Here is a 24,924-nt window from a genome sequence, read left to right on the forward strand (position 1 = left end):
TCCAATCAAAGCCTGCGCCGCAGCCAAACGGCCACCCTGCGGATCCCTTGCCAGAACTGCAAACGACGTTGCCAGCGGGCAAGGGTATGGCGATTCTCGCGCAGACGATCCCGCAGACGCAGCAACTCAGCGGGAGTGGGAGCCAAGGCCTGTTGAGCTGCTTCTCGCCAATCGGCCATGGCCTGCTCTGTGACCCCAAGAGCCGAGCGCAGCTTCAAAATGACAGGAATGAGAGCAACCAGGGCCAAAAACAGCAAGCCGTTGAGGCCGCAAACTGCCCAGACAGCCCATCCCGAACTCCAATTGGCATTCACAGAGAGCTCCGGGTAGGGATCCCGACAAGGCTCACTGCTGCTGCAGCATCAAGGGGCGCAACACCCGGCCATCCCCCACCACAACCACCGTTGACAGCACCTGCTCACCACGGCGGAAGGTAATCGGCACCGATTGGCCTACCGGGGTATTTTGGATGATCTGCTGCACATGTTGCACGGAGGTGACCCGCTGCCCATCCACTCCAATCAAAATATCGCCCTGGGCCAGACCGGCTCGTTGAGCAGGACCATCCTGGAGCAAGCCGACCACCTGCACCCCCTGAACTCGAAGTGCGGGGCCGAACAGACGACGGCTGATGGCGCTCTGGGCTTGCTCGCCGTTCACCGTTTCAATGGCAACTCCAATGAAGCCGTTGCCGACAGCATAGGAGGCAGGCGACCACTGAACCCCGAAGCTGTTGGCGTCGCTGCTGACCTGAACCGTGGAGCCGTGGTGGTTGTAAGCTTCACCCCCAACCGAGTCGCAGGGGTAGGCCACAACTGCATCTGCCAGCAAGAAGGAGATGGGCAGGGCTAGGGCAAGCTTGAACAGATGGGTTGGTTTCTGCATGGTTCGACCCTGGAAACGGTGAAGTAGAAATGAGCTTGAATCCGCGAAGCACTTGGGTGGATGCACCAGCCAGGTGTGGGCAGCTTGCACCGCCCCTCCCTCAGTGATAAACCCAAAATCGCCAACTGTCGATAGGCTTGGCCGTGCTTCTGGGCTGGATCCCAAGGTTTTGCCGGCCTTCCTGTAGCAATTCTTCAAGGTCTTGGGATCCCTGGCAGCACTGGGTTGGCTCGGCGGGGCTCACAAACCGGCAAAGCGATCGGTGGCTTCCAGGAGGGCGGTGCGGATTCCGGGCTCGGTGATGGAATGGCCAGCATCGGGGATCATCCGAAACTCTGCTTCTGGCCAAGCCTGATGCAGCTCCCAAGCAGAGATGGGCGGGCACACCACGTCGTAGCGCCCCTGGACGATCACCGCCGGCAGATGCCGCAGCCGTCCCACCCCCCTGAGGAGCTGATCCTCCGGATCCAAAAAACCGCCGTGGACAAAGTAATGGCACTCAATGCGGGCAAAGGCCTCGGCAAACTCTCCCCGACCAAAGCGCTCGATGAGCTCTGGGCTGGGGATCAACTTGCTGGTGCTGGCCTCCCAGACGGACCAGGCGCGAGCTGCCCTCAGCCGTACCTGGGGATCTGGGTCGTTGAGGCGGCGGTGGTAGGCTGCCAGCAGGTCATCCCGCTCTTCGGGAGGGATCGGCTCCAGGTAATGTTCCCAAGCATCGGGGAAAAAGTAGCCGGCTCCCGACTGGTAAAACCAGCGGAGCTCAAAAGGGCGCAAGAGAAAAATGCCCCGCAAGATAAACCCCAGGCAGGCTTGGGGGTGGGTTTGCCCATAGGCCAGGGCAAGGGCACTGCCCCAGCTGCCCCCGAACACAAACCAGCGATCAATGCCCAGATGCTGGCGCAACTTCTCGATATCCGCCACCAGATCCCAGGTGGTGTTCTCCCGCAGCTCGGCATAGGGGCGACTTTTCCCGCAGCCCCGCTGATCGAACAGCACCACCCGCCAGCGGCTGGGATCGAAATACTGCCGGTAGATGGGATCGATCCCGCCTCCAGGCCCCCCGTGCAAAAACACCACCGGCTTGCCTGCCGGGTTGCCGCACTGCTCGTAGTACAGGGTGTGGAGGGAGGAAACCGCCAGAAAGCCTTGATCGTAGGGCTCGATGGGGGGATAGAGATCGCGCGACATAACTTGAAGCTCTGCTGGTCATCACTCTCAGGGTCTGCGCAGGGCAATGGTGGCCTTGGGCGGGATCCCTTCCTGAAAGGTCTCGCCATCCGCGGCCAGGATGACAAATTGCAGCTCCTGACCCGGCTGGGCGCCCAAATTGCTCCAGGGGATGGCCACCTCCAAACAGGCATCCACCACCGCCTTCACTTGATGGCCGATGGCGTGCCAGGTGTGGTACTCCCCTGCCTGCAAGAGCTGGGCTTGCACCTCTGCCGGATGCTGGCCGGTGCCGGGAGGCGGCAGTGACAACCGCAACAGGTGGCGGTAGTGGTAGTTGAGAGGGGCTTCTGCCGGCAATCCCTGCAGGGGAATGGGGCTGTTGACGGTGACGCGGTTGGGATAGAACCACAGCACCAGCAATTGCCTGGGCCGCTGCACCACCGAGTTAAAATCCAGCCGCAGATAGAGGTTGAAGTGATCGAACCCGTACCAGAGGCGACGAACAATGCTGTTGCGGTGCATGGTGCCTCGGGCCGCTCCAATCTCCACCCGCCCGGCTTGGCTCCACTCCCGTTCTGCCGGACGACCGTTGATGGCCGGGTGGATAAACCCCTGCGGCAGGCGATCCCCTAGGCCGTCATGATCCTCCAGGGGAAATTGCAGCACGGTCGGCACCGCCTCTCCCAAAGCAGTGTAGAGCGCCTGCAGGTGCTCCCGAAACAACTGGTCGAAAACGGCATCATGGGCGGAGGAGTGGCCTGCCCCAAACCACCAGAACCAATCGGATCCCTCGGCGGCCCAGAGGGCTTCCCAGGCTTGGGGATTGGCGCGGGGATGATCCTGAATCACCTGGCGGGCCTGAGCCAAGAGCTCCCAAGCGCGGTTTTTGACGGGATCCCCAATCCAGGTGGTGAAGTCCGCCTCGATCCAGGAGCCACTGTGCAGCTGCTCTGCCGGCAAAAACTCAGTGGGAGGAAACTGATCCAGAAACTCGGAGACCGTCACCAAGCGCAGCGCCGGGTGCTGGCTGAGGCGGGTATAGAGGTTTTCCAAGAAGGGCCGGCCATCTTGGGGGTAGTACTCCCAGCAGTTTTCCCCATCCAGAGCGATGGTCACCAGCCAGGGCTGCTCCTGGGGCAGGCGGTTGCGGATGCTCTCCAGATGGCCGATGAGATCTTTGGCGGCAGCATCGGCGGGCATGGCGCTGTAGCTGAAGCCAATCAAATCCGAAAGGCGGTGATCCCGAAAGACGATGGCCAGATCCCCCCGCTCGGTTTCCAGGCGGTAGGGGCGGTAGAGCTTCTCCGGCTCCAGAATGTGGCCCTGCCCATCGCGGTGAAACGGTTGACCCAGGCTCCACCCCAAAACCCCTTCGTCGGAGATGATCCACTCAAAGCCCTGTTTTTGCACAATCGGCACAATGGCAGGGCTCACCGATTGCTCCGAAGGCCACAGGCCCCGCGGCTCGCGGCCAAAGCGCTCCCGATAGATCTGCTTAGCCCGCTCCAGTTGGCTGTGGACATCCTGCTCCCAGTGAAAGGGGTAGCGAGGCAAAGGCAACCCTGGCCGAGCCACCCGCGCCGAGCGCTCGCTCACCAACAGGGGCAAGATGGGGTGGGTATAGGGGCTGGTGGTCAGCTCCAGTTGGCCGTTGCTCTGCAGTTTGGCGTGTTGGGGCAGGATAGCGCCGAGGATCTGTTGTTGCTTGGCGTAGATCCGCTGCCGATCCGCCAGGGTAAAACCGGATCCCATCTTAATCCAGCCCTCAATCTCAGGATCCTCCTGAAAGAGGGGATCAAACCAAGACAGGTTGTGCCAGGCCAGCAGATCGCTGAAGTCCTGCGGAGTCCAGTACTGCAGACACCAGTTCACCCCCTGAGATTCCCGTTGGTTGTAGAGCTGCCGGTAACGGGGGTAGGGCTCGATCATGGTGGGGTAGTGGCTGTCGAAAAAACGCTCGACCACAAAGCGCAGTTGATCGGGGCCGAGCTTTTCGACAGGGGATAGGGTCAGTTCCAGGTAAGGATCAAAAGCCGAGCCGGCCACATACTCTTCGATTTGTAGAATCAGGGAGGGCACCAGGTTAATCGTTTGGTGCAAGCGGGGATAGCGCTCCAGCAGCAAGACCAAGTCCAGGTAATCTTTGATCCCGTGTAGGCGCACCCAAGGCATGCGATATTTACCCGCCACCGGACTTTTGTAGAGGGGTTGGTGTTGGTGCCAAACCAGGGCGACGTGCAGCGGGTAGGTCATGGGCGGTACCGGATCCAACCATCACCCGGATACTAGCCCATCTGTCTGGCTGGCGATCGTAAGAAACTCTTGAATGTCCGAGCTCTGCCGGTGTCGATGGCGGTGGGGAAAAGCTTGCCATTCGCAAGATTCCTCAGGAGAATGGCGGCAAAAGGAAGAGCTGAGCCATGACTGCCGCTACCCACCTTCTGGAACAGTCGATCGTTGTCTTTTCCCAAAACTATTTGCCCATCAGCCGGGTCAATATCAAGCGGGCAATCGTGCTGCTGCTAACAGGCAAAGCCGAACCGCTCTCGATGATGAATGTGCCGGTGTGGAAGGTGCGCTCCCCCAGCCAGGTCATTGAAGTGCCCGAACATATTCGCCTGACCATCAAGGGCAAAGAGCGCGCTTGGCGCGTGCCCCCTGTGAATCGGCGGGAGGTTTTGCGGCGGGATCACCACACCTGCCAGTATTGTGGCACCACCCACAATTTGACCTTGGATCATGTCGTGCCCCTCTCCAAAGGGGGATCCCACAGTTGGGACAATGTGGTGACGGCTTGCGAACGCTGCAATCAACGCAAGGGCAACCGCACCCCTGAAGAAGCCAACATGCCCCTGCGCAGCAAACCCCGTGCCCCTCTCCACCCAACGGTGGCTTTTGCAGAACAGTTTTGGCGCGAGCACCAAAGTCGGCAAGATCGGCAAGATTGAGGGTTGCCGTGCAAGCTAAGATCGGCGAACCCTGTTCCATCGATGAGGATCCGCGTCGGCCATGATGACCGTAATGGAGTTTTTTGCCCTCAGTGCCGGGGAGTGGATGTGCCAGCGCACCAGCCATCATTTGGCTTTTCGCCGCTCTGAGGGGGGGAGGTCGAGAGTCCAAATTGCAACGCTTTCGGCAACCGATCCGGCAGTCATACGGGTTTGCGAGTTGTTCAAGGTGGATCCCCGACGAGCTGTGGGAGCAGCGCGGGTGCAGTGGGATGGCGAGCAGGAGTGGGATAACGAAGAGTACAAGGGAGATGTGGTGCTGGTACCTATCCCCGATGAGACCGATCCCATGCGCGGGCAGTTGCTGCGGGATCAGGGCTACGCCGAGAAAGTGCCGGTGGCCGGTACCTATGTCATGGGATCCGATGGCGCCCTTACCCTTTACACCCAGTATGAGATGACTGAGTCGGAAGAGCGCATTTGGTTTGCCAGCCCCAACTTGCGCCTGCGGGCCAGCACTGTCAAGCGGTTCGGTGGCTTCAGCATGGCTTCTTTCTGCTCCGAGGTGCGTAAACTCTCCGTCGGCCCTTCTCCCACCCCTACGGTGGCCGAATCCAGCCCTTTCCGCAGCTAGAGCTGTTTCTCCTCAACTGCAACGCGGGTTGTGCTATGCACCAAGTCTTGGATCTGGGGATTAACCTGCTCCACGCCAATCAACACCAGGCCGACCACAACCGGGAGCACTTTGATGCCTGGGGGGTGACCTGTCTGAACCTCATGAGCGCGCCGGGGGCGGGTAAGACCTCTTTGCTGGAGAAAACCGTGGCCGCTCTGGCTGACTCGCTGCGCCTGGCGGTGATCGAGGGGGACATGACGACCCAACTGGACGCGGAGCGGCTGCGTCGCTACGGGATCCCGGTGATCGCCATCAACACAGGGCGGGCCTGTCATTTGGATGCGGCCATGGTGGCCGGGGGCTTGCGGCAATTGGAAGCGCTACTGGATCCGCAGCAACTGGATTTGCTGCTGGTGGAAAATGTCGGCAACTTGGTCTGCCCGGCGGAGTTTGAGGTGGGGGAACACGCCAAGGTAGCCCTGCTCAGCGTCACAGAAGGGGAAGACAAGCCTCTCAAGTACCCGATTATGTTTCGAGAGGCGGATTGTCTACTGATCACCAAGGTGGATCTGGTTCCTGTCTTAGAGGTGGATTTGGAGCGGATCCAGGCCAACATCCGCGAGATCAACCCTTCTGTGCCGATTTTTTGTCTTTCTGCCAAGACGGGCGTCGGGCTGGAGCCCTGGCTGGGCTGGATCCGAGAGCAGATTCTCCTGGCCCAACGCCGACAGCAGCCGCAGTGAAGGGTATCATACTGGGCATCTGGCCGTGGAACTCTCCTCACCTGAGCTGGCCAGGCAGGGGATGAGTTAGCACCTCTGGCGGGTCAATTTCAGATAACGTGTGTGGATGGAAAATCCCGGCTATGGCCAATTTAAGCGACTTTGTACAGGGCATTGAGCAGTTGATCGAGCTGGCTCAAAAGCTGGATGAGAAAAAACAAAGTGGAGAACTGCGAACCGAAGTCCGCATCCAAACCCGTCCCCTGAGCAGTTCTATCCCCCCTTCCGGCTCCATCCCTCGCCGCCGCAGCCATGCCCAAACGGGGGATCCCCCCTGGAGCAGCGAGCCCCGAGTGGTGTCTGCAACCCGCTTTCAGGAACCATCCCAGGCTGCTGTGCCCGACTCGCCATCAACTTCTGCCGACCGCGCAGAGTCTTGGGCTGGGCCACGTCTCAAGGATGTGGGTGGGCTGAAAGAACAGTTGCAAATCCTGCGGGAGATGGTAGAGCTTCCCCTCAAGCGGCCCGATCTGCTGGCCAAGCTGGGGTTGGATCCGCCCCGCGGCGTGTTGTTGGTAGGCCCCCCCGGCACCGGCAAAACCCTGACGGCCCGCGCCCTGGCCGAGAGCCTGGGGGTGAACTACATCGCCATTGTCGGCCCGGAGCTGATCGGCAAGTATTACGGCGAGGCGGAGGCGCGCCTGCGACAGCTTTTTGAAAAGGCGGCCAAATCGGCTCCCTGTCTGGTTTTTATTGACGAAATCGATGCCTTGGTGCCCAACCGCGCCACCGTCGAGGGGGAAGTGGAAAAACGCCTGGTGGCCCAAATGCTGGGGCTGATGGATGGATTTGTGGCCCAAAAAGGGATCGTGGTGCTGGCAGCCACCAATCGGCCCGAGGCTTTGGATCCGGCTCTGCGGCGACCGGGGCGCTTTGACCGGGAGGTGATCTTCAAGGTGCCGGATCGGGAGGGGCGGCGGGAGATCTTGGCCATCCACACCCGCGACATGCCCTTGGCGGAGGATGTGGATCTGGACAGCTTGGCGGATCAGACCTTGGGCTTTGTGGGGGCAGATCTGCGGGGGTTGTGTCAGGCGGCAGCCTATGCGGCTTTGCGGCGGCAGGTGCCCGATTTGGGATCCCCCATCCCCGACTCGTTGACGGTCTCGGCGGCAGATTTTCAACAGGCTCTGCAACAGGTGAAGCCGGCGGTGCTGCGCTCGGTGGAGATCGAATCCCCACAGGTGAGCTGGGATCAAATTGGCGGTTTGGATCACGCCAAGCAGATTTTGCAAGAGGCCATCGAGGGATCCCTGCTTCACCCTGAGTTGTACGAGCAGGCTCAGGCCCAAGCACCCAAGGGGATCCTCCTGAGCGGGCCGCCCGGCACCGGCAAAACCCTGTTGGCCAAAGCCATCGCTTCCCAGGCTAAGGCCAACTTCATTGCCGTCTCCGGCCCGGAGCTGCTCAGCAAATGGGTGGGATCCTCCGAGCAGGCGGTGCGGGAGCTGTTTGCCCGTGCTCGGCAGTGTGCCCCCTGCGTGATTTTCATCGACGAGATCGATACCCTGGCCCCGGCGCGAGGCAGCTACTCCGGGGATAGTGGGGTCAGCGACCGCGTTCTGGGGCAACTGCTGGCAGAGCTGGACGGGATCCGCCCCAGCCAAGGGGTATTGGTGGTGGCCGCCACCAACCGCAAGGCCAGTTTGGATCCCGCCCTCACCCGGGCCGGCAGGTTGGAGCTGCACTTGAGCGTGGAGCTGCCAGATCGCAACGGGAGACGGGAAATTTTGGCGGTTCACAACCGCAAGCGTCCCCTGGGGCCCGATGTGGATTTGCAAGGGTGGGCTGAGCAAACCGAAGGTTGGAGTGGTGCCGACCTCGCCCTGCTCAGCAACCGCGCCGCCATCGCTGCCATTCGTCGCCACCGGGCCACCTCAGAGTCGGTGGATGCCAAAACCCTGGTCATCCAACAGGAAGACTTCTGTCGGGCCTTTGCCGAGCTGCAGCAGCAACGCCAAGCCGGCTGACCAGGAAAACCGGGTTCGGCGCTCCGCGCTGCTAAAACGAACAAGCCCCGACTTACCGCTACGCGGTTCGCCTTGGCGGGCCGTAGGCCTTAGCAAGCCAGTAGGGCGGCTTTTGCTTTATCGCTACGCGATGCTTTCGCGAACGCCTCTGGTGGCACAGAGCGCTATGATCTTTCTCGAGGCACTGGTGAAAGTCAGTGTATTGCGTCCGGAGCTGAAGTCAGCGACTTTCCCACAGTTGCACCAGTTGGCTTTGGCCTCTGGAGAATTGTATTTCAGAGCCCTCGTCGCCTTTTGGCGCGTGGTGCGCAAGAAAGGTCTGTGGCTCAAACCCACCGGCCTCCTGCGCTGGTTCCCCAACACCTCAGAGAATGAGCTCCATGCCCATAGCGCTGTTCGCCTCTGGCGGCGCGGAGCGCTTGAAAGAATCCCCTGCTTTTAGGGGGGAATGTCAACTCCTCTTCGGCAAATCTCCATGGCCAGGATCAACGACCATTTCCTTAAGCTCAAAGCCGGCTATCTTTTCCCTGAAATTGCCCGACGGGTACAATCCTTTGCCGCCGCCCATCCCGAAGCTCAGATCATCAAAATGGGGATTGGCGATGTCACCGAGCCGCTGCCGGAAGCCTGTCGGACAGCCATGATCCGGGCGGTGGAAGAGATGGGGGAACGGGCCACCTTCCGCGGCTATGGGCCAGAACAAGGCTATGAGTGGCTGCGCCAGGCCATTGCCCAGCACGACTTCCAAGCTCGCAACTGCGATATCGATGCTTCCGAGATCTTCGTCTCCGATGGCTCCAAGTGCGACTGCGGCAACATCCTGGATATCCTCGGCCACGACAACACCATTGCCATCACGGATCCCGTCTATCCGGTTTATGTGGACACCAACGTGATGGCGGGCCATACAGGGCCAGCCAACGAACGCGGCGAATATGAGGGCCTAGTCTATCTGCCCATCACCGCCGAAAATCACTTCACCGCCAGCCTGCCCAGCCAAAAGGTGGATGTGATCTACCTCTGCTTCCCCAATAACCCCACAGGTGCAGTGGCCACGCGGGAGCATCTGCAGAACTGGGTGGACTATGCCCGTGCCCACAACTCCTTGATCCTGTTCGACGCCGCCTACGAAGCTTACATCACCGAGCCTGGGATCCCCCACTCCATCTACGAGATTCCGGGGGCGCGGGAATGCGCTATTGAGTTCCGCTCCTTTTCCAAAACCGCTGGGTTTACCGGCACCCGCTGCGCCTTTACGGTAGTGCCCAAGTCTGTGCGGGGGCAAGCTGCCGATGGATCCTGGGTGGATCTGTGGAGCTTGTGGTATCGCCGCCAATCCACCAAGTTCAACGGGGTGTCCTACATTGTGCAACGAGGGGCAGAGGCAGTTTATTCCGAAGCGGGGCAGGCGCAGGTGCGAGGTCTGGTGCAGTTTTACCTGGAAAATGCCCGCATCATTCGCGAGCAATTGGCCGAGGTGGGGATCCAAGTCTATGGCGGTGTGAATGCCCCCTACGTCTGGGTGAAAACACCCGCTGGGCTGAGCAGTTGGGAGTTTTTCGACAAGCTGTTGCACACCTGCCATGTGGTGGGTACCCCCGGCTCTGGCTTCGGCAGCGCCGGAGAGGGCTATCTGCGCCTGTCAGCTTTCAACAGCCGCGCCAACGTGGAAGAGGCGATGCGCCGCATCGGCAGCGTGTTTGCGGGGGCTGGAGCCGTTGGTTAATTGGGTCTTGACTCTGGGATCAATCCTGAACGGGAACCACCTGCTGGGTTTGGGCAGATCGCTCGGCTGCCTCGGCCACTGCCAGGGCGTGGAGCATGTTTTCGGTATTGATGTAGAGGGGTCTGCCGTGGCGCAGGTGATCCAGCACCATGCGGGTGTCTTGCTCGAAGAGGCCGTGGCGGGATCCCGTCTCTAGAGGGTGGGCGCTGCCGGGCCGCAGCAACGTTGCCTCTTCGCCGTTGATCAATAGGCCCCCCCGTTGACCGTGGAACTCCAGTAGCCGCTGCGAGCACCACAGGGAATCCCCCTTGCCATAGGTCAACACCGCCAGCAACCCACTGGCAAAACTCAGCTGGGCTGTGCAGTAGCAACTGCTGTAGCGGTGGGGCAGATCCGGCCCGTCGTAGCGCAGTTGGCAGCTCACCCGTTCTACCCTGCCCAACAAGTCCACCAAGCGGTGGATGCGAGAAACGGCCCCCATGAGGGGGAAGCCAAACAACTCAGGCCGATAGGTCCAGCGATCGGGGGCGGGGTGGGTGGCGGTGAGAGTGATGTAGCGAACGGCAAACAGCTTGCCCAACCCTTCCAGCTCTTGTTTCAGCAACCGGTGAACGCCGCTAATTAGCTCGATGTGTTCGACGTGCAGCAGCACTTGCCGCTCGGCTGCCAATTGCACCAAGGAACGCGCTTCGGCAGCGCTGAGGGCGAGGGGATATTCCACGACGGTGTGGATCCCTGCCTCCAGAGCAGCACGGGCAATGGCGGCATGATCCCGATTGATGGTGCTGACAAAAACCAGATCCAGCCGCTGCTCGCCCAACAGAGAAGACCAGTCCGAATAGGCGACGGCCCCCAACTCGGCGGCAAAAGCATCGCTCCGGTCGGGAGCTCGACCGGCAACAGCGACAATCTGCACTTGCCCATCTTTGCGCAAGGCCTCGGCCCGTGAGCGAGCTGCGTAGCCGGTGCCGATGATCCCCACCCGCAAGGTTTGTTCCCTCCCCTAGCCTGCCTCTGTCTGTAGCATCACACAGGAGGGATCCTTTGTACCACCCGGCAATCCGGATCTCGCTCCGCCTAGGTTTGCCGGAAAACTCCTGCTGCACCCTTTGATTTTGTGCCTACCTCACAGAGCTGTTCGCCGGTGGGGATCCCATGGGCGTTAGGAAGAAGCTGCTGCTTCAACCTCTTGGGGTTGCGGCGAGGAAAGCGGAAAATGCCGCTCCAACAAAGCCGGGATCCCCTGGGGGGAAACGCCGCTATAACGAGCCTTGTCGGGCATAAACACCACATGGGGGCCCCGTTTGCAATCTTTCATGCAGCCCACCCCCTGCACGCAAATCGAACCAGAGTAGGCGGCCAAGTGGGCGTTCAGGGCTTGCATCACCGCTCCGGCCCCACGCCGATAACAGTCGGATTTCTGGCAGACCAGCACCTTACCTTTGATGTCTGTACCTTTGATATCTCCTTTGATATCTGTGATGTTTGGAGCAACCGGTTCGGAAGCTGCCTCAGCCCCAGAAGCCGAAGACAAACCCCCCGCCCTCTCTCCGAGGGGAACCACCCGGTAAAGCACCCACTTCTCTCGCCCTTTGTGCGGATCCACCTCCCGCTCCCCACAGATCTGCACGGTGTCTCCAGGTTTGAGGGTGCGGTAGAGGGCAGAGCGCAGAGACTTGGGGATCTTGCCGGAAAAAATGTCAGCCCCAGCCTGCCAACGCAGGTACTTGAGCTTGCCATCCTTATCGGGAAGAAATCCCAAAAACTGGCCCTCCGACTCAAACGGGATTCCTTGCTTAGGGAACTTGCTCATCTTGACCCCCAGCCTCTGTGTTGAGCTGCCAACAAACCTCTAGGCCATCCAATAACTCCTGTCGCCGCGCTGTGTGCTGACGGATCACACTGCGCACCTGTAGAACAGCCAATGGAGTACTCGCCTCCACCCGCAGACGACCATCTCCTGTACAAATCGCCGGGATCCCCAATTCCATCAGCCGCCGACCAACGCGCCAGCGCTCGCCCAGAGGAATGTTCAAGAGATAGCCGCGCTCAGAGTCCAGAAAGACGGGGTTCATGGCCGGGATCAGCACCTCAGAGTAAAGAATAGTGAAGAGATGAAACAAATTCTCAATAGCCTTTCAAAAAAAAGCCAGAGGCCGGAAGCTAGGCAGGCTCAAGCCCACCTGTAGACCCTCTGGCTAGACTCTGCCGTTCATCAAGCCAAACACCAGGCTATCGTTGGCCAGGAAGTGATGGAGATGGAAAGCGCGATCCTCTGTTTTCAACAGGATTTGCTCGTAGAGGTAGCGAGTGGCCCGATCCCCAAGGCTCTCCGCCTGGGCTGCCTGTCGCCGCAGCAGATCGATGATGGCCTGCTCTGCCGCCAGGTCGTTCATTAACATTTGCCGCGCCCCAAAAGCTCCATCCGGCTCAGGGGTAAAGCAGCAAAGCTGGGCCAAGGTGGCAAAGCTGGCTACCGGCACACCTCCCAGCCCTTCTAGGCGTTCTCCCAGGTCGTGGACATGCTCCCTCGCCTGCTCGTAGTGATCTTTGAAGAGTTGGTGCAGCGGATAGAACTCAGTGCCTTCTACCACGAAGTGATGCTTCTGGTACTGCAAGTACAGCCCCTGGAAGCTGGCCAGCAGGGCGTTCATCCCCTCGCAAACCGGCTGGGTTATCTCAGTGCCAAGCAAGACAGGATTGTCGCGCACGCTGTTGAAAGACTGGCGCAGGGTTGAAGTTTCGGACATAAAACTCTCCAGCACAAGTTAAAAGGAGCTGTGAATCCTAGAGCGCCCGCCACAACGGGCCTGGGATCCCTGGGTGTTTGCCTCCAAATCTAGCATAGTGCAGAAAATGACTCTTGTGAATAACTCTCAATAAACCCGTTGTTGCGGATCCCGCTGAGCGGGATCAGGGCGCGGACAGATTGGCTCTTGGCTAGGTCAGTCTCCGGTATCGGAAGAAACTTGGCAGTAGGATCCGCCCTGAACTACCTTTGTGGGGCTATCGGCCTTAGGGGAAGAAGCAAGAAGCATGTCTCAGAAAAGCCCATCCTTCTTAGAGAAACTGACTGACCTAACCCGCCAAATTGTTGACCGTGCCCGAGGCATCCCAGAAGCTTCTGAATCTCTCGAGAAGCCAGAAGCCTTTAAGTCTTTCTGGAATTCGGTGTCTCAGATACTACAGAAGGACCTCCTAGAGGCGCAGACAGAGTTGGGCCACTGCAACATCCTGGTCATTGGCAAAAGCGGGGTGGGCAAGAGCACCTTGGTCAATGCAGTGTTTAGAGATGAGCTGGCCCGTACCGGTGTTGGCAGCCCCGTCACCCGCCACATTCGTCAGTATTCCAAGCCAGGTTGCCCAATCACCATCTACGATACACCTGGCATGGAACTAGACGGTGAACAGAATCAGCAAGTTCGCCTGGAGGTTTCCCAGCTTATCGAGGAGCTGCGCTTTAAGGATCCTGAACATCACATCCATGTTGTTTGGTACTGCCTCCACCACGAACTGAAGCGGTTGGAGGAAGTTGAACGCAAATGGCTAAAGGAGTTGGAACTCAAAGACGTTCCCGTCATCTTGGTCTTAACCCAATGCTTGGAATATCCCAATCCTGAAGAGAGCGAGTTTTTCCGGTATTTGCAGCATCAAAATTTGCCTGTCCGCTACATTGTTCCCGTTTTGGCCCGCAACAAGGCGATTAACCGGCAAATTACCATTCCTGCCCACGGGCTGGAGCACCTGATTGGCTGCACGCTAGAGCTTTTGCCGGAAGTGGCTCGCCTTGCCTTTATCCGCCAGCAATTGCTGCGGGTGGATCTCAAAGCCGAGGCTGCCTTTAAGTACGTATCAGGCTATGTGGCCAGTGCAGCGTTTATCGGGGCAGTACCCCTTCCCTTTGCAGATGCCCCTCTGTTGGTTACAGCCCAAGCAGGCATGATTGCCAATATCAGCTTTATTTTTGGCTTCGAGGCTTCCCCTTCTTTTTACTACTCTTTGATAGCCGCTTTGGCAGGCACTACAATTACAACAGCAATCGGGCGAACGATTGTGTCCAACTTGCTGAAGATGATTCCCGGCCCGGGGATTGTAGGCAGCGCTATCCAATCCACTACGGCAGCCACCCTCACTCTCTCTCTGGGCCTGGCCTATATCGAGCTGATGAAGGCCATCGCCCGCGCCAAAATCCAAGGGATCCAGCTATCTCCAGAAGAGATGAAAGATATCTTTATACGCGAGTACCAAAGTTATGTTGCCTCGGGATCCAAAACTCTGAAAGATGACTTTTCATCCTAGCTTTTGCGTAGGTACTGAATCTAGGGCAGGGGAAGGTCGTGGGGTCTCAAACCCAAAGGTGCCATCGACCAGGTAGAGGGGGCGGCCTTTCACTTCTTCAAAAACGCGGCCTAAATACTCGCCAATCACGCCCAAGCTGATCAGCTGGATCCCGCCCAAAAACAAGATCATCACCGCTAAAGAGGCATAGCCAGGTACATCGGAGCCAAAGAGCAAGGTGCGGATGATGAGAAAAAGGCCATACAAAAAGGCTGGAACCGAGATCGCCAACCCTATGTAGCTCCACACCCGCAACGGCCAAGAGCTAAAAGAGGTGATGCCTTCTATGGCTAGGTTCCACAGCCGCCAGTAGTTCCACTGGGTTTTGCCGCGAAAGCGGGGGGCGCGATCGTAAAAAATGGCCGTTTGCCGGTAGCCCACCCAGGCAAAGATCCCTTTCATAAAGCGGGTGCGCTCTCGCAGCTGTTTAACTGCCTCCACCACCTGCCGATCCAGCAGTCGAAAATCCCCCGTATTGCGCGGGATCCGCACCTGGCTGAGTTGATCAATCAACCAATAGAAGCCGTTGGCTGTAAAGCGTTTTAGCCAGCTCTCCCCGCGGCGGCTGCGGCGCACCGCATAAACCACCTGATAGCCCTGCCGCCACTGCTGCAGCATCTCCGGGATCAGCTCCGGCGGATCTTGCAAGTCGGCATCGATGGGAACAACAGCTCGACCAGAGGCGTGATCGAGGCCGGCAGTAAGGGCGATCTCCTTGCCATAGCAACGGGAAAGGTTCACCACTTTGATACGGGGATCCCGACGATGGAAGGCAATGAGCTTTTCCAGCGTGTTGTCTTGGCTGCCATCGTTGACGCAGATAATCTCGTAGGGGATCCCCAGCGGCTCCAAGGTAAGTTGCAGGCGTTCGAACAGGTGTTCCAGGTTGTCCGCCTCATTTTTGCAGGGGACAACAACCGATAATTCAACCAACTCAACCGGGGGCTCAGACAACATCGAGAGGTGTCAGAATCGGGATCCCGTAGTTGGCCATCATTGTGCCATCAGGGGGTGGCCGACATCTCCGCCACAATCGAGCGCAGCTCGTCTTCCGAGATGCGGTAGACCTCGTTGCAGAATTGGCAAACCGCTTCTGCCCCCTTGTCGGTGTGGATCATATCGAGCAACTCGTCCCGCCCCAGCATGCGCAGAGCCCCCTTCACCCGGTCGGAATTGCACTTGCAGTAGAAGCGGATGGTGCGCATTTCCGGCGCAATTTTCAGATCCAAGTCGCCCAGGCAGATTTGCAACAGCTCCCGCAAGCCGCCGCCACCAGCCAACATCGGGCTAAATTCTTCCACTTTGGCCAAACGGGCTTCCATCTCTGGGATCAGACTGGCCGGCGCCCCTGGCATCAGCTGCAACAACACTCCGCCGGCGGCGCGTACCCGCTGTGAGTCGAGATTTACTCCCAGAAGGACTGCCGAGGGAATCTGCTCTGAGGAGGAGAGGTAGTAGGTGATGTCGTCTCCCACCTCTCCCGAAACCAGCTCCACCGCGCTGGTGTAAGGCTGGCCATACCCCAGATCCCGCAGCACATGGAGGTAGCCATAGCGCCCAACGGCTTGGCCCACATCCAACTTGCTCTCGGCAGTGAGAGGAAGCTCAATGGCGGGGTTGCTCACATACCCGCGTACCGTGCCATCCAAGCCGGCATCCACCCAGATGTTGCCCAAGGGGCCATTCCCTTTCAGTTGCAGGTTAATCCGCGCCTGGCGTCGCTTCAAGTTGGCCGCCAGCAACAGGGCTGCGCTCATGGCCCGCCCCAAGGCCACTGTCGCCACATAGGAGAGCTTGTGCCGCTCCCTTGCCTCTTGTACCGCCTGGGTGGCCACCAAGCCCACCACTCGGATTTTGCCTTCTGCCGCCGTGGCCCGGATGAGGTGATCCGGCAGAGATGAGGGCGTACCCTCAGAAATACCTTTCGCTCGCTTCAATCGTTCTGACCCAGAGGCATCCGTCATCGCAACCTCAACGCATGTCTTAAACCAAGCCTGCAGGGATCCCCTGGCGACTCAGCCTTCATTCTAAGTGAGTCTAAGTGAGATTGTAGCCCCTCTCTTGCCGGACTTTGGGGAGGGAACTGCCCTGTCGGGGCGGGAATGGGACTGTCCCTTTTCTGGGAGAGATTTTAAGAAGTGTGAAGATCTGAGATGGCAGACGGCAAGCATATCGGAAAATAGCTTGCGGGTATGCTCGTCATACTCTTTAAAAAATCGACTTGAGGATGGATATCCATGAGTGTTGTTACGAAATCGATTGTGAACGCGGACGCGGAGGCCCGCTACCTCAGCCCGGGGGAACTGGATCGGATCAAGTCCTTTGTTGCCTCGGGTGAGAAGCGGTTGCGCATTGCTCAAGTCTTAACCGAGTCTCGTGAGCGCATCGTCAAACAAGCTGCCGACCAGCTCTTCCAGAAGCGCCCTGACATTGTCTCTCCGGGGGGCAATGCCTACGGGGAAGAGATGACGGCGACTTGCCTGCGGGATATGGACTACTACCTGCGCCTGATCACCTATGGTGTCATTGCCGGCGATGTCACCCCAATCGAAGAGATCGGCCTGGTGGGTGTTCGCGAGATGTACAACTCTTTGGGCACACCCATTCCGGCGGTGGCCGAGAGCATTCGTCAAATGAAGCAGGTGGCCATGGGTCTGCTCTCTCCTGACGATGCGGCTGAAGCCGGCTACTACTTCGACTTTGTGGTGGGGGCAATGAGCTAATCCCTCATTGTTTTTGCCGCACAACCCTTTGCTGTTCGTCGATTTGGATTTAGGAAGCTCATCATGCAAGACGCAATTACTGCTGTAATCAACAGCTACGATGTTCAAGGCAAGTATCTGGACAGCTCGGCCATGGAGAAGTTGAAAGCCTTCTTCGCCACAGGCGAGCTGCGGGTGCGGGCGGCTGCCACCATCGCGGCCAATGCCTCCACCATCGTCAAGGATGCTGCTGCCAAGGCGTTGCTGTACTCCGATCTCACCCGTCCCGGTGGCAACATGTACACCACCCGTCGCTATGCTGCCTGCATCCGCGACATGGACTACTACCTGCGCTACGCCACCTACGCCATGCTGGCCGGGGATCCCTCCATTCTGGACGAGCGGGTGCTGAACGGGCTCAAGGAGACCTACAATTCCCTGGGAGTGCCCATTGGGGCAACCATCCAGGCCATCCAAGCCATGAAAGAGGTAACTGCCGCTCTGGTGGGTGCTGAGGCCGGCAAGGAAATGGGGGTGTACTTCGATTACATCTGCTCTGGCCTGAGCTAACTCCCGGCGTCATTGCCTCAGGGGAGGTGCATTCTTCAACGAGCACGGCGGGCGATTTGCCACAGGGATCTGGTGTGCTAGCTGAAGTACGCGAGCTTTCTGGGGTGAGTCGCCTGTTTTGCTGGTCAAGATAGCCCATTTTGTTGTTGAGCGGGGATCCCATATCATGCGCATGTTCAAGATCACGGCCTGTGTGCCCAGCCAAACCCGAATTCGCACCCAGCGGGAGCTGCAAAATACCTACTTCACCAAGCTGGTGCCCTATGAGAACTGGTTTCGGGAACAGCAGCGCATCCAGAAATCGGGTGGCCGCATCCTGAAGGTGGAGCTGGCCACGGGTAAGCCTGGGATGGACGTAGGACTGCTGTAGTTCCCCTATTCGTTCGTTGCTTTCCCTCGGATACTGAGAAATAGCCCTCTGCAGATCCGGTATGCCCAGCTCTGGAAGCTCTGTTCTTGGGGTTGGGGTAGCGGATCTGGCCGTTTTGTAGGGGTGGGGGTAGATGTTGCCTGATGTGCCGACCCGGTTGGAGCCAATCATCGCTGCCCACAACCTGAGCAAGGTTTACCCGGTGGCCGTCAAGGATCCCGGAGTGGTTGGCACCCTGCGCCACTTTTTTCGCCGCACCTATCGCCACATCCCGGCAGTGCAGTCCGTGAGCTTTCAAGTTCAGCCGGGGGAGATGGTGGGATTTTTGGGGCCCAACGGGGCGGGCAAGACCACTACCCTCAAGATGTTGACTGGTTTGATCTATCCGTCCGGCGGCACGGTGCAAGTGGTGGGTCATGTGCCTTACCGCCGGGAGCCGGCGTTTTTGCGGCAGATCACCCTGGTGATGGGGCAGAAGCAGCAGCTCATTTGGGATCTGCCGGCAATGGACTCTTTGCGCATCAACGCTGCCGTTTACGAGATCCCTGAGAAGGAGTTTCGGGAGCGGGTGGGGGAGCTGGCGGAGCTGCTCGACCTAGAAAGCAAGCTGAAGCAACCAGTGCGCAAGCTTTCCTTGGGGGAGCGGATGAAGGCGGAGCTGTTGGCGGCTCTGTTGCACCGCCCGCAGATCTTGTTTTTGGACGAGCCCACCTTGGGGTTGGATGTCAACGCCCAGGCCGGCGTGCGGCAATTTCTGCGGGATTACAACCGCCGCTATGGAGCAACGGTGCTGTTGACCAGCCATTACATGGCCGATATTACTGCGCTGTGCCAACGGGTGCTGGTCATCAACGCGGGGCAGCTCATGTACGATGGCGACCTCGAGGCATTGCTGGAGCGCTTTGCCCCCTACCGAGAGGTGAGGTTGAAATTGGCTCGCCCTTGCCCTGTTGCCCAACTGCAGCTCTATGGAGAGGTGCGCACGGACGGGGATCCGGGCAGCTGTGAGGCGCGGCTGTGGGTGCAGCGGGAGCAGCTCACCCAAACGGTGGCCAAGCTCTTGGCAGAGCTGGATGTGCTGGATCTAACGGTAACCGACCCGCCCATCGAGGAAGTGATCGGGCGGGTGTTTGCGGATGGGATCCCTTCGGCCAGCCCATAGGGTCATTTGCAACAGGGTTAGGTTGAGCGTGGGCTCCCTTCTTCCCCAAGAGGAGAGGGGCTGGGGGTGAGGGTCAGCAGCGAAGGATCCCAGCTTTGTTGGAAACGACTGGGATTCCCTAACCCTTCCCTCAGATCTTCTGGGCAGCAGCCTCGCGCTGGTCAGCCGTCGAGCGTGCCGCGTGCAGCGCAGAGTAGAGCTTGTTGAGGGCATTCATGTAGGCTTGGGCCGAAGCGACGATGATGTCGGTGTTGGCGGCATGGCCGGAAAAGATGCGGTCTTCGTGGCGCAGGCGGATGGTGACTTCCCCAATGGCGTCGATGCCGGCAGTAACCGATTGGACAGAAAACTCGATTAACTTGTTGGGGATATTGACAATGCGGTTGATGGCCTTGTACACCGCATCCACCGGGCCTGTGCCCACGGCAGCGTCCACCCGCTCTTCCCCTTCCGGGGTTACCAGGCGCACCGTGGCGGTGGGAGCCTCTCGATTGCCACACACCACTTGCACATGCTCCAGGCGGTAGAGTTCGGGCACCGGGCGAGTTTCGTCGTTAACAATCGCTTCCAGATCCAGGTCGGAGATTTCTTTTTTCTTGTCAGCCAGCTCTTTGAAGCGCAAGAAGGCCTTGTTCAGATCCTGCTCTGACAGCTCGAACCCCAGTTCTTTGAGGCGGGTGCGAAAGGCGTTGCGGCCCGAGTGCTTGCCCAACACCAAGGTGCTCGATTGCAGGCCGATGGTCTGGGCATCCATGATCTCATAGGTCTGGCGGTTCTTCAACATGCCGTCCTGGTGGATGCCAGATTCGTGGGCAAAGGCGTTGGAGCCGACGATAGCCTTGTTGGGCTGCACCAACATGCCAGTGAGGTTGGAGACGAGGCGCGAGGTGCGATAGATCTCCTGAGTTTTGATGTGGGTGAGGGGCTTCTCGGAGTCCACCGGCAGGCCGAAGTAGGGGTTGAAGTAGCTGCGCCGCACATGCAGGGCCATCACCAACTCTTCCAGGGCTGTGTTGCCGGCCCGCTCACCAATGCCGTTGACCGTCACTTCCACCTGACGGGCGCCCTGCTTAATCGCTTCCAAGAAGTTGGCCACCGAAACCCCCAGATCGTCGTGGCCATGCACGGAAAGGATCGCTTGCTTAATGTTGGGCACATTTTCGCGGATGCCCTTGATCAGTTGGCCAAACTCCTCCGGCATGACATAGCCGACGGTATCGGGGATGTTGATGGTTGTAGCCCCCGCCCGAATGGCCGCCTCGATGACCTGGTATAGGAACTCGGGATCGGAGCGGGTGGCGTCCATCATGGAGAACTCCACATCGTCCACGAAGGACTTGGCGTAGGCCACCATCTCCTCGGCAATTTGCAGCACCTCAGCGCGGGTTTTGCGCAACTGATACTTCAGGTGAATGTCGGAGGTGGAGATGAAGGTGTGGATGCGGGGCTTGGCAGCGGGCTTTAGGGCTGCAGCGGCTGCCTCAATGTCCGGCTTGAGGGCGCGGGCCAGGCTGCAAATCACGGGGCCATCGGGGGTTCCCACCTGCTCGGCCACTTTCTGCACAGCCTCGAAGTCACCGGGGCTGGCATAGGCAAACCCCGCTTCGATGATATCGACGCCCAGCCGGGTCAACTGCCGGGCAATGGCCAGCTTTTCTTCGGTGTTGAGGGTGGCGCCGGGGCACTGCTCCCCGTCTCGCAGGGTGGTGTCGAAAATGAGTACATGATCCAAAGCTTGGCCATCAAACCCGGCGACCGCGGCAGCATCCATAACGGTTACTGGGATAACGAAACACTACCTCATTATTCTGACATTAACTGGCAGGGGTTCTAGCCTTGTTTGGGGAAGATTTGGGTGGGCTCTGTTGAGACGTCATTGGGCTTGGGTCTTGCAACCTTTCCCCTGGGATCCCCAGCGGCGGCAGGAGATGGGGGAAGGCAGATCCCGAAGGCGCAGGCGAGCAGTTGTTCATACTCTTTCTCATCCCTGAGAGGGCGTTCCCGGCGGCCTTCTGGGGTGGTCTCGATCCACTTGAAAGAGCCATTGGCGCGGGCGGTGAGGGTGACCCGTCCGGTCGGAGTGGCCAGGGTGCAAAGGCGCAGCCGGGTAAACATCGATTCTGGCGAAGTTTGGTGAAAGTGGCACATGGGCTCGAACTCCTGCAGGGAGCGTGGGATCCGATCCAGAAGAAATAGAGTTTTCCAGGTGCGATCCGGCTGTTCCTGCTGAACGAGCCAATAACGGCAAGCAGTGGGATCCCCTGGCCAAGGGGTGAGGCGGTAGCGTCCTTCAGCCTGGGCTTGAATCCCGGGATCCCCCAGCCGCAACGGCTCGCGAAAGGCCTCCCCATACCCCACATCTGCCAGCCAGGCTTCATCGCCGATGTTCACCTGCACAGCCAAGTGGTCGCACTCAGGTCCAAAGCGGACATCGGACTCCGTCGGAGTAGCGCAAACGGCGCGGCTCACCTGTCCTGAGAGCAGGTGTACCGAAAACCCCATTCCCTGCAAGGCAGCGGCCAGCAGGCTGTTCAGCTCAAAGCAAAAGCCGCCCCGCCGCTCTCGGACGATTTTTTGGAACAAGAAATCCCGCTCCAGGCGAATGGCACGACCCCGATGAATGTCCAGATTTTCAAACGGCACCCGCAGCAGGTGGGCTCGGTGGATCTGGCGGAGGGTTTGCAGGGTGGGCTGGGTGGGGCCAACGTAGCCGATCCGATCCAAGTAGGCCCTGATTTGGGAGGGGGTCAGTGGCTCTAGCATCAGCACAGAAGCCGGTTGGCTGCCAAGCAAGCTTTTGGCCTACCCTAGCCTTGCCCCGGATCCCCGGCCAGAGCTAAAAGAACAGTTTTGTTTGGGCGACGCCCCAACCCCTCACCGGGATCTAGGAGGCGGGTATTTTTTCGCTTCTCCAGAGCCGATTTTTCTGGGGTTGTAGGGATCCCTGATGAGTAGGAGATGGGCAGAGGATTCTGGTGGACGGCCAGGCCCAAGCTTGCCCAAGATGGTTTACAAGACCGTCCAAAGCAGGTGGGAGCGCTACCGATGGCTGCTGCCCAAAATTTGCCCTCCGATGAGCTTTTTCCCATCACGCTGAAGCTCTTTGCCGTCTATCAAGAAGTAATCGGACAAACCGAGATGCGCCTGCAGGTGAGCCCTGGTACCACCGTCGGGCAGCTGTGCGATCAACTGATCCAGCGCTACCCCAGCTTGGCTCCTTGGCGCTCCCAAACCCGTTTCGGTCTCAACCTCAATTTTGTAGCTGCCGACACCCACCTATCGGCGGAAGACGAAGTCGTCCTGATCCCTCCGGTCAGCGGGGGCTGAAAAGGCACAGAAGGAGAATGCTACGATAGCGGCAAGAAAAAAAGAAGGCGAAGCGTTACATGGCAGAATACACTCGGTCGATTTCCTTTTATGGGCGGGAAATTGACATCAATATTGGGCTGATGGCCCCCCAGGCAGGGTGTGGGGTTTGGCTGACTTCGGGCGAAACCTCGATTCTGGTTACCGCCACACGGCAGCCAGGCCGGCCTGGCGTTGATTTTATGCCCTTGTTGGTCGATTACGAAGAGCGCCTCTACGCAGCGGGGCGGATCCCAGGGGGATATCTGCGGCGAGAAGGCCGGCCACCGGAACGGGCCACTTTGATCTCTCGCTTAATAGACCGACCCATTCGTCCGTTGTTCCCGGAATGGCTGCGGGATGATGTGCAGGTGGTGGCCACCACCCTCTCGGTGGACGATACGGTGCCGCCCGATGTGTTGTGTATTTTGGGAGCCTCGTTAGCCATTCACGGCGCTCGCATCCCCTTCAATGGCCCCGTGGCGGCGGTGCGGGTGGGCTTGGTCAAGGATGAATTTATCCTCAACCCCACCTATGCCGAAATTGAGGCGGGCGATCTGGATCTGGTGGTGGCCGGCTGTGCCGATGGCGTGATCATGGTGGAAGCCGGGGCCAACCAACTGCCGGAAAAGGATGTGGTGGAGGCCATCGAGTTTGGTTTCGAGGCCATCCAGGAGCTGCTCAAAGCCCAACAGCAAGTCCTGGCGGATCTCAACATCACCCCGGTAGAGCTGCCCCCTCCCCCCAAAAACGAGGAGCTGATTGCCTTTGTAGAAGAGCAGGCTCAGGAGGGCATTCGCTCCATTCTCAGGCAGTTTTTGGACAAGACCAGCCGGGAACAGCAACTGGAGGAGCTCAAGGCCAAGCTGGAGGCCCAAATCCAGGAACGGCCAGAGGGGGATCCCTTGCGGCTCTATCTTCTGGAAAATCCCAAGGAGTTGGACAACCAGTTCAAGGCTCTGCTCAAGAAGCTGATGCGCCAGCAAATCCTGCAAGAGGGGGTGCGGGTGGATGGGCGCAAGCTGGACGAGGTGCGACCGGTCTCTTGCCGGGTGGGTTTGATCCCAAGGGTGCACGGCAGTGCCCTGTTCAATCGCGGCCTCACCCAAGTCCTTTCCATTACCACCCTCGGCACCCCCGGCGATGCCCAGGAGCTGGACGACTTGCACCCGGTGGATGAGAAGCGCTACATGCACCACTACAATTTTCCGGGCTTTTCAGTGGGAGAAACGCGGCCTTCACGCTCCCCGGGGCGGCGGGAGATTGGTCATGGGGCGCTGGCGGAGCGGGCCTTGGTGCCGGTGCTGCCCAAGGAAGAGGAGTTTCCCTATGTGGTGAGGGTGGTCTCGGAAGTGCTCTCCTCCAACGGCTCCACCTCGATGGGATCCGTCTGTGGCTCCACTCTTTCCCTAATGGATGCTGGGGTGCCGATCAAAGCGCCGGTCAGCGGGGTGGCCATGGGTCTTATCAAGGAGGGGGACGAGGTGCGCATCCTCACCGACATCCAGGGGATCGAGGACTTTCTGGGCGACATGGACTTCAAGGTGGCCGGTACGCGGGCGGGGATCACTGCTTTGCAAATGGACATGAAAATCACCGGCATCACCGTTGACGTGGTGGAGCAGGCCATTCGGCAAGCCAAGGCCGGGCGCGAGTTCATCCTCGACAAGATGCTGGAGACCATTGCCGCCCCTCGACCCCAGTTGGCCAAAACAGCTCCCCGTCTGCTCACGTTCAAGGTGGATCCCGAGGATATCGGCAAGATCATCGGCCCCGGTGGCAAGACCGTGCGCGGCATCACCGAAGCGACGGGGGCCAAGGTGGACATCAGCGACGATGGCACGATCACCGTGTCTTCCTCGGTGGGCGGCCAGGCGGAGGCGGCGCGGGCGATGATCGAAAATCTGGTGCGGCGGGTGGAAGAGGGGCAGGTGTATTTGGGCAAGGTGACCCGCATCATCCCCATCGGCGCTTTTGTGGAGTTTTTGCCCGGCAAAGAAGGCATGATCCACATTTCGCAACTGGCGGAGTACCGCGTCGGCAGGGTGGAAGATGAGGTGGCTGTGGAGGATGAGGTGGTGGTCAAGGTGCGCAGCATCGATCACAAAGGCCGCATCAACCTCACTCGCCTCGGCATTAGCCCTGAGGAAGCAGCGCGGGTGCGCAACCATCACCACTGAGGCTGCGGTTTTCCCCCAGCAACGGGGGGGCCAGGGATCCCCTCGACAGCCGCCGGCAGCGGCCAAAATGGCAGAGAAAACTCCATCGCGACAGCGGTGCGGAGCGCTTTTTAGCTGGCTCGCGTCTGCACTGCCGTTCGTGTGGTCGCGTCAGCGG

25 protein-coding genes are annotated in these 24,924 nt (G+C 59.3%); 13 read left to right on the forward strand and 12 right to left on the reverse strand.

The window, feature by feature from the left end:
• Nucleotides 1-5: 5 nt before the first annotated feature.
• The 4 genes from NW842_RS02500 to NW842_RS02515 form a co-directional block, all read right to left on the reverse strand.
• Entirely contained in the window at nucleotides 6-314 is a 309-nt protein-coding gene (locus tag NW842_RS02500) for a hypothetical protein (protein ID WP_011432592.1), read from the reverse strand.
• Between the two features lie 31 nt (nucleotides 315-345).
• Nucleotides 346-885 (reverse strand): PDZ domain-containing protein, encoded by a 540-nt coding sequence (locus tag NW842_RS02505; RefSeq protein WP_238376905.1) that lies wholly within the window; start codon nucleotides 883-885, stop codon nucleotides 346-348.
• Nucleotides 886-1,125: 240 nt separating this feature from the next.
• Entirely contained in the window at nucleotides 1,126-2,076 is a 951-nt protein-coding gene (gene pip / locus NW842_RS02510; protein WP_414417410.1) for a prolyl aminopeptidase, read from the reverse strand.
• Between the two features lie 27 nt (nucleotides 2,077-2,103).
• The gene (locus tag NW842_RS02515) at nucleotides 2,104-4,311 is read right to left on the reverse strand and encodes a glycoside hydrolase (protein ID WP_414373383.1); all 2,208 of its coding nucleotides are present in this window, start codon (nucleotides 4,309-4,311) and stop codon (nucleotides 2,104-2,106) included.
• Nucleotides 4,312-4,478: 167 nt separating this feature from the next.
• Between NW842_RS02515 and NW842_RS02520 the strand changes: the two genes are divergently transcribed.
• From NW842_RS02520 to NW842_RS02545, 6 genes are all read left to right on the forward strand, one after another.
• Nucleotides 4,479-5,006, forward strand: a complete 528-nt coding sequence (locus NW842_RS02520; protein WP_414373381.1) for an HNH endonuclease — start codon at nucleotides 4,479-4,481, stop codon at nucleotides 5,004-5,006.
• 61 nt (nucleotides 5,007-5,067) lie between these two features.
• Nucleotides 5,068-5,640, forward strand: a complete 573-nt coding sequence (locus tag NW842_RS02525; protein WP_414373378.1) for a phycobiliprotein lyase — start codon at nucleotides 5,068-5,070, stop codon at nucleotides 5,638-5,640.
• Between the two features lie 35 nt (nucleotides 5,641-5,675).
• Nucleotides 5,676-6,365: a hydrogenase nickel incorporation protein HypB gene (gene hypB, locus NW842_RS02530; protein ID WP_414373376.1), complete on the forward strand. Its 690-nt coding sequence runs from the start codon at nucleotides 5,676-5,678 to the stop codon at nucleotides 6,363-6,365.
• Between the two features lie 122 nt (nucleotides 6,366-6,487).
• Nucleotides 6,488-8,374, forward strand: a complete 1,887-nt coding sequence (locus tag NW842_RS02535) for an AAA family ATPase (protein ID WP_414358428.1) — start codon at nucleotides 6,488-6,490, stop codon at nucleotides 8,372-8,374.
• A gap of 130 nt (nucleotides 8,375-8,504) precedes the next feature.
• Nucleotides 8,505-8,816, forward strand: coding sequence for a hypothetical protein (locus NW842_RS02540; protein WP_414417411.1), 312 nt, complete (start codon nucleotides 8,505-8,507; stop codon nucleotides 8,814-8,816).
• Between the two features lie 33 nt (nucleotides 8,817-8,849).
• A complete protein-coding gene (locus NW842_RS02545) occupies nucleotides 8,850-10,100 on the forward strand; it encodes an LL-diaminopimelate aminotransferase (protein WP_414373488.1) in 1,251 nt (416 codons plus the stop codon).
• 19 nt (nucleotides 10,101-10,119) lie between these two features.
• On the opposite strand, the gene NW842_RS02550 is transcribed toward NW842_RS02545, so the two are convergent.
• The 4 genes from NW842_RS02550 to NW842_RS02565 form a co-directional block, all read right to left on the reverse strand.
• Entirely contained in the window at nucleotides 10,120-11,082 is a 963-nt protein-coding gene (locus NW842_RS02550; protein WP_414373487.1) for a Gfo/Idh/MocA family protein, read from the reverse strand.
• Between the two features lie 180 nt (nucleotides 11,083-11,262).
• On the reverse strand, nucleotides 11,263-11,913 hold the full coding sequence (locus NW842_RS02555; RefSeq protein WP_414357287.1) for a (2Fe-2S) ferredoxin domain-containing protein: 651 nt from the start codon (nucleotides 11,911-11,913) through the stop codon (nucleotides 11,263-11,265).
• Entirely contained in the window at nucleotides 11,897-12,175 is a 279-nt protein-coding gene (locus NW842_RS02560) for an Asr1405/Asl0597 family protein (RefSeq protein ID WP_414357285.1), read from the reverse strand. Before NW842_RS02560 ends, NW842_RS02555 begins: the two co-directional genes overlap by 17 nt.
• 123 nt (nucleotides 12,176-12,298) lie before the next feature.
• Complete coding sequence (locus tag NW842_RS02565; RefSeq protein ID WP_414357283.1) at nucleotides 12,299-12,850, reverse strand: Dps family protein; 552 nt, start codon at nucleotides 12,848-12,850, stop codon at nucleotides 12,299-12,301.
• 286 nt (nucleotides 12,851-13,136) lie between these two features.
• On the opposite strand from NW842_RS02565, the gene NW842_RS02570 reads away from it, so the two are divergent.
• The gene (locus tag NW842_RS02570) at nucleotides 13,137-14,399 is read left to right on the forward strand and encodes a YcjF family protein (RefSeq protein ID WP_414417412.1); all 1,263 of its coding nucleotides are present in this window, start codon (nucleotides 13,137-13,139) and stop codon (nucleotides 14,397-14,399) included.
• Here NW842_RS02570 and NW842_RS02575 read toward each other — a convergent pair.
• The gene (locus NW842_RS02575; RefSeq protein ID WP_414349686.1) at nucleotides 14,391-15,395 is read right to left on the reverse strand and encodes a glycosyltransferase family 2 protein; all 1,005 of its coding nucleotides are present in this window, start codon (nucleotides 15,393-15,395) and stop codon (nucleotides 14,391-14,393) included. The genes NW842_RS02570 and NW842_RS02575 overlap by 9 nt on opposite strands.
• A gap of 47 nt (nucleotides 15,396-15,442) precedes the next feature.
• Nucleotides 15,443-16,333, reverse strand: a complete 891-nt coding sequence (hslO, locus tag NW842_RS02580) for an Hsp33 family molecular chaperone HslO (protein ID WP_414328989.1) — start codon at nucleotides 16,331-16,333, stop codon at nucleotides 15,443-15,445.
• A gap of 342 nt (nucleotides 16,334-16,675) precedes the next feature.
• Here hslO and NW842_RS02585 point away from each other — a divergent pair, with 342 nt between their 5' ends.
• The 4 genes from NW842_RS02585 (at nucleotide 16,676) to NW842_RS02600 (ending at nucleotide 19,242) form a co-directional block, all read left to right on the forward strand.
• On the forward strand, nucleotides 16,676-17,161 hold the full coding sequence (locus NW842_RS02585; RefSeq protein ID WP_414331342.1) for an allophycocyanin: 486 nt from the start codon (nucleotides 16,676-16,678) through the stop codon (nucleotides 17,159-17,161).
• Nucleotides 17,162-17,224: 63 nt separating this feature from the next.
• Nucleotides 17,225-17,710 carry an allophycocyanin subunit beta gene (apcB, locus tag NW842_RS02590; RefSeq protein WP_011433054.1) on the forward strand — a complete coding sequence of 162 codons (486 nt, stop codon included), beginning with the start codon at nucleotides 17,225-17,227 and terminating at the stop codon, nucleotides 17,708-17,710.
• A 166-nt stretch (nucleotides 17,711-17,876) separates the two neighbouring features.
• On the forward strand, nucleotides 17,877-18,080 hold the full coding sequence (locus NW842_RS02595) for a phycobilisome linker polypeptide (protein ID WP_011433055.1): 204 nt from the start codon (nucleotides 17,877-17,879) through the stop codon (nucleotides 18,078-18,080).
• Between the two features lie 133 nt (nucleotides 18,081-18,213).
• Nucleotides 18,214-19,242, forward strand: coding sequence for an ATP-binding cassette domain-containing protein (locus NW842_RS02600; protein ID WP_011433056.1), 1,029 nt, complete (start codon nucleotides 18,214-18,216; stop codon nucleotides 19,240-19,242).
• Between the two features lie 130 nt (nucleotides 19,243-19,372).
• Here the strand turns inward: NW842_RS02600 and NW842_RS02605 are convergent, their stop codons facing one another.
• Entirely contained in the window at nucleotides 19,373-21,013 is a 1,641-nt protein-coding gene (locus NW842_RS02605; protein WP_414417413.1) for a 2-isopropylmalate synthase, read from the reverse strand.
• A 59-nt stretch (nucleotides 21,014-21,072) separates the two neighbouring features.
• Nucleotides 21,073-22,005 (reverse strand): arylamine N-acetyltransferase family protein, encoded by a 933-nt coding sequence (locus NW842_RS02610; protein ID WP_414417414.1) that lies wholly within the window; start codon nucleotides 22,003-22,005, stop codon nucleotides 21,073-21,075.
• A 282-nt stretch (nucleotides 22,006-22,287) separates the two neighbouring features.
• Between NW842_RS02610 and NW842_RS02615 the strand changes: the two genes are divergently transcribed.
• Nucleotides 22,288-22,569, forward strand: coding sequence for a MoaD/ThiS family protein (locus NW842_RS02615; RefSeq protein ID WP_414349689.1), 282 nt, complete (start codon nucleotides 22,288-22,290; stop codon nucleotides 22,567-22,569).
• 59 nt (nucleotides 22,570-22,628) lie between these two features.
• Nucleotides 22,629-24,767 carry a polyribonucleotide nucleotidyltransferase gene (locus tag NW842_RS02620; RefSeq protein ID WP_011433060.1) on the forward strand — a complete coding sequence of 713 codons (2,139 nt, stop codon included), beginning with the start codon at nucleotides 22,629-22,631 and terminating at the stop codon, nucleotides 24,765-24,767.
• Nucleotides 24,768-24,924 lie beyond the last annotated feature (157 nt).

This window comes from Synechococcus sp. R55.4 (assembly GCF_047461935.1).
Lineage (GTDB): Bacteria > Cyanobacteriota > Cyanobacteriia > Thermostichales > Thermostichaceae > Thermostichus.